Origin of the sequence: Microbacterium sp. (assembly GCF_036277215.1) — a bacterium.
In the GTDB taxonomy this organism is placed as follows: domain Bacteria; phylum Actinomycetota; class Actinomycetes; order Actinomycetales; family Microbacteriaceae; genus Microbacterium.
The window spans coordinates 1-3493 of record NZ_DASUNI010000113.1 but is presented as its reverse complement, the minus strand read 5'-3'; the positions used below and the strand labels follow the sequence as shown (position 1 = coordinate 3493).

General features: G+C 67.2%; 4 protein-coding genes, 1 tRNA gene and 1 pseudogene. 1 reads left to right on the top strand and 5 read right to left on the bottom strand.

What is annotated here, in order from left to right:
* From VFX99_RS05850 to VFX99_RS05835, 4 genes and pseudogenes are all read right to left on the bottom strand, one after another.
* Positions 1-362, bottom strand: a pseudogene (locus VFX99_RS05850) (hypothetical protein); the annotation flags it as partial.
* A 244-nt stretch (positions 363-606) separates the two neighbouring features.
* Positions 607-1800 carry a transcription termination/antitermination protein NusG gene (gene nusG, locus VFX99_RS05845; RefSeq protein ID WP_329665377.1) on the bottom strand — a complete coding sequence of 398 codons (1194 nt, stop codon included), beginning with the start codon at positions 1798-1800 and terminating at the stop codon, positions 607-609.
* Positions 1801-1866: 66 nt separating this feature from the next.
* Positions 1867-2130 (bottom strand): preprotein translocase subunit SecE, encoded by a 264-nt coding sequence (secE, locus tag VFX99_RS05840; RefSeq protein WP_329665378.1) that lies wholly within the window; start codon positions 2128-2130, stop codon positions 1867-1869.
* Positions 2131-2175: 45 nt separating this feature from the next.
* A tRNA-Trp gene (locus VFX99_RS05835) sits at positions 2176-2248 on the bottom strand.
* A 176-nt stretch (positions 2249-2424) separates the two neighbouring features.
* On the opposite strand from VFX99_RS05835, the gene VFX99_RS05830 reads away from it, so the two are divergent.
* Positions 2425-3042: a hypothetical protein gene (locus VFX99_RS05830; protein WP_329665376.1), complete on the top strand. Its 618-nt coding sequence runs from the start codon at positions 2425-2427 to the stop codon at positions 3040-3042.
* 128 nt (positions 3043-3170) lie between these two features.
* Here VFX99_RS05830 and VFX99_RS05825 read toward each other — a convergent pair whose 3' ends face one another.
* Positions 3171-3467, bottom strand: coding sequence for a GIY-YIG nuclease family protein (locus VFX99_RS05825; protein WP_329665375.1), 297 nt, complete (start codon positions 3465-3467; stop codon positions 3171-3173).
* Positions 3468-3493: the final 26 nt, after the last annotated feature.

Below are 3493 nucleotides of genomic sequence, written 5' to 3'. Positions count from 1 at the left end.
CCCGCGAGCCAGACCTGCTGACGGATGGGCAGCCGAAGGAACCGGAGGCGCAGAGGGATGAACGTCTCGAGCCCGGAATCCGAGGAGAGGGAGCACTCCTCGAGAAGCGATCGCGCGAGCGGCGCCAGCGGCATGCGCCGGCGCGATTCTCGCGTCACGAGCCCCTGCCGCAGGGCCGATTCCCAAGCCGCCACGAGCAGCGGGTCGGCGTCCGCCACCGCCACCCAGCCGTTGCGCGGACGGATGAGCACCTGCGCCGAGACCGCCTGCTCGATCGCGCGACGCGGCACACCGGCGGCCCGCAGCGCGGAGACGCGCACGACGCTGCCCGTCGCGGCGACGGCATCCCTCAGGTTTCCCATCCCTGCAGACTCCCGTGTCGTGAGACTCGCCACGCGAGTCCGCTCGCTGATGGGGGATCGCCCGCGTGAGCCGGACCGCTGGGGAGGAAGCGCGACTGTGCAGAAGTGCGGAGATGTGCCAGATGACGGACGCCACGGGTCTGCAGCATCCGTCATCGTGCACCGAGACGCAGACGAGCGGGGCTCGACGGAACGACGAAAAGCGCCCCGTCGGAGACGAGGCGCTTTCGGGGACCGGATGCCCCTACAGCTTGGTGACCTGGTCGAAGCTGAGCTCGACCGGGGTCTCGCGCTCGAAGAGCGAGACGAGGACCGTGAGCTTGCCGCTCTCGGGCTTGATCTCGCTGATCGTGCCGGGCAGACCCGCGAACGAGCCTTCCTTGATCGTGATGGTCTCGCCGACCTCGAAGTCCACCTCGGCCGGGATGCTGCGCGCGACGGCGTGGCCGCCCTTCGCGGCGGCGCCCTTGACCGGAGCGACTTCCTTGACCTCGACGAGGCTCTTGAGCATGTTGAAGGACTCTTCGAAGCGCAGCGGCGTGGGGTTGTGGGCGTTGCCGACGAAGCCGGTGACGCCGGGCGTGTGGCGCACGACCGACCAGGTGTCTTCGTTGAGCTCCATGCGCACGAGCACGTAGCCGGGGATCCGGACGCGCGTGACCATCTTGCGCTGACCGTTCTTGATCTCGACGACATCCTCCATCGGGACCTCGATCTGGTAGATGTCCTCCTCGACCTCGAGCGTCGACTTGCGCTGCTCGATGTTGGCCTTCACCTTGCGCTCGAAGCCGGCGTAGGAGTGGATGACGTACCACTTGCCGGGCAGGGTCCGCAGCTCGGCTCGGAACGCCTCGTAGGGGTCTTCTTCCGGGTCCTCGGCGTCCACGTCGTCAGCATCGCTCTGGCTGCCCTCGACGTCGGCGATTCCTGCGTCGCCTTCGGCGTCTGCGACATCGAGGTCACCCTCGACGGTCGCTGCATCAGCCGGGCTGACGGACGCCTCGACGTCGTCGACGACGGCGGCCGCGGCATCCACCTCGGCGACGAAGTCTTCGTCGAGCACGGGCTCGTCTTCGTCCCCGTTGATGTCGGGACCATCGTAGGGAGTCACGTCGTCGGCGTGCACCGCCGCGTATGCCGCGACCTCCTCGGCCAGCGAGTCGCTGAGCACCTCCGCCGCAGCCTGAGCCTCGTTGGCTCTGTCGATGTTCAGTGCGTCATTCACGATCGCGTCCGCCTCCGGGTCGTCGATGTCGATGTCATCCAGATCGGCGATGCCGTCTTCGTCCTCGTCCACGATGTGCACCGCGAGGTGCTCGGCGGGCGTGTTCGCGCGGTCCTCCTCGGCGAGGATGTTGCCTTCCTGGGCTTCGTCGTCCTCGGAGGACTGTTCCGCAGCGGTCGCCCAATCGGCGTCGTCTACATATCTTTCAGACAATTGCGTTCTCTTCCGTTTCGTGGGCGCCGGATGCTGTGATCCGCCCCGCGGTGCAACTCAAGTGGGTCAGGCGGGAACGCCGAAGACGACCGTCGTCACCCAGACGAACAGCAGATCGAGGCCGTAGACCAGCGCCATCATGACGACGACGAAACCGAGAACGACAGCCGTGTACTTGACAAGTTCCTGTCGAGTCGGCGTGACGACCTTGCGGAGCTCTGCGAACACCTGACGGATGAACAGCGCGATGCGAGCGAAGACGTTGGGCTTCTTCTCGCGGGGTACGCCGCTTGCCGCGACGACCTCGCCCTTCGGCTCGTCCTGGACCATCGAACCCACCTGATTACCTTCCGTGTGTCAGCTTCGGCTGACGCGCAGGGCGGACAGGAATCGAACCTGCAACCTGCGGTTTTGGAGACCGCTGCTCTGCCAATTGAGCTACCGCCCTAGAGGCCCGCGGCCTCGGGATGCCCACAGTCTTTCACCGCAACCTGTATGAGAGGGAACCTGCCCGAACGGCGGGCACGGCGAAAGAATGCAGACTTCAACTGCACCCTCAAGTGTACGGCATGGGGTGGATGCGGGCGAACCCGAACCCCTCCGGCGGCGGCCTACCATCTGAGCATGACGGTGAAGCAGGCTCTGCTCGACGAGCTGTGGGACTTCTCCGACGCCGCGGCCTCAGAGGCACGACTGCGGGCGGCGGCAGCGCGGGCGACGGACGCACACGAGCGCGCCGAGCTCGAAACCCAGGTGGCACGAGCCCTCGGGCTCCAGGACCGGTTCGCGGAGGCCGACGCATTACTCGACGCGCTCTCTCCGGACGCCCCGGCCGTTCGGACGAGACTCGCCCTGGAACGCGGGCGACTGCGCAACTCGGCCGGCGACGCGCCCGCGGCGGGTCCCCTGTTCCGGGCGGCGGCGGAGGATGCGGCATCCGCTGGTCTCGTCTTTCTGCAGGTCGACGCGCTGCACATGCTCGCGATCTCGGATGCCGAGAACTCGGCGGAGTGGACGCGCGAGGCGCTGGCGGTGCTCGAAGGATCGCATGACCCTCGAACCCTGCGGTGGAACGTCTCCCTCCACAACAACGAGGGCTGGACGCACTTCGACGCGCGCAGGTTCGCTGAGGCGGTTTCCGCGTTCGAGCGGTCGCGGGATGCCGCCGTGCGCTGGGGCACGCCTCAACAGGTGCAGTGGGCGGACGAGGCCTTGGCGGAGGCCCGCGCCGCCGTTCGATGAGCGCCGGTCCCCGGTCGTTGAGCGAGCAAAGCGAGACGAAACGCCCCCCAGTCGTTGAGGGAGCGAAGCGAGACGAGACGCCTCACGTCGAGGTGCCGCGTTTCGTCTCGCTCGCTACGCTCGCTCGCTCAACGACCAGACTCCGCGCGGCGCGAGCCCGCGCTCCAGCCGCGTACCGCATCGATTCCGCCGCCGATGAACGCTTCCCGCTTCGCGTGACTCCATCCTTGGAGGCGCTTCTCCCAGGCGAACGCCTCGTCGATGCGCGCGAACTCGTTGCTCCAGATCAAAGTGACAGGTAAGCGCCGCCTCGTGTACGCGCTCCCCAAGCCAACCTGGTGTTGCTCGAGCCGCAGACGGAGGTCTTTGGTGCTCCCGACGTAGAGCGTCCCATCGGAGCATCGAAGGATGTACGCGTAGCCCATGGAGGGAGGCTATGGACGGCATCCGA

Excerpts from the sequence above, each read along its gene's own strand:
- VFX99_RS05825 (WP_329665375.1), bottom strand. The coding sequence starts at position 3,467 with ATGGGCTACGCGTACATCCTTCGATGCTCCGATGGGACGCTCTACGTC.
- VFX99_RS05830 (WP_329665376.1), top strand. The coding sequence starts at position 2,425 with ATGACGGTGAAGCAGGCTCTGCTCGACGAGCTGTGGGACTTCTCCGAC.
- secE (WP_329665378.1), bottom strand. The coding sequence starts at position 2,130 with ATGGTCCAGGACGAGCCGAAGGGCGAGGTCGTCGCGGCAAGCGGCGTA.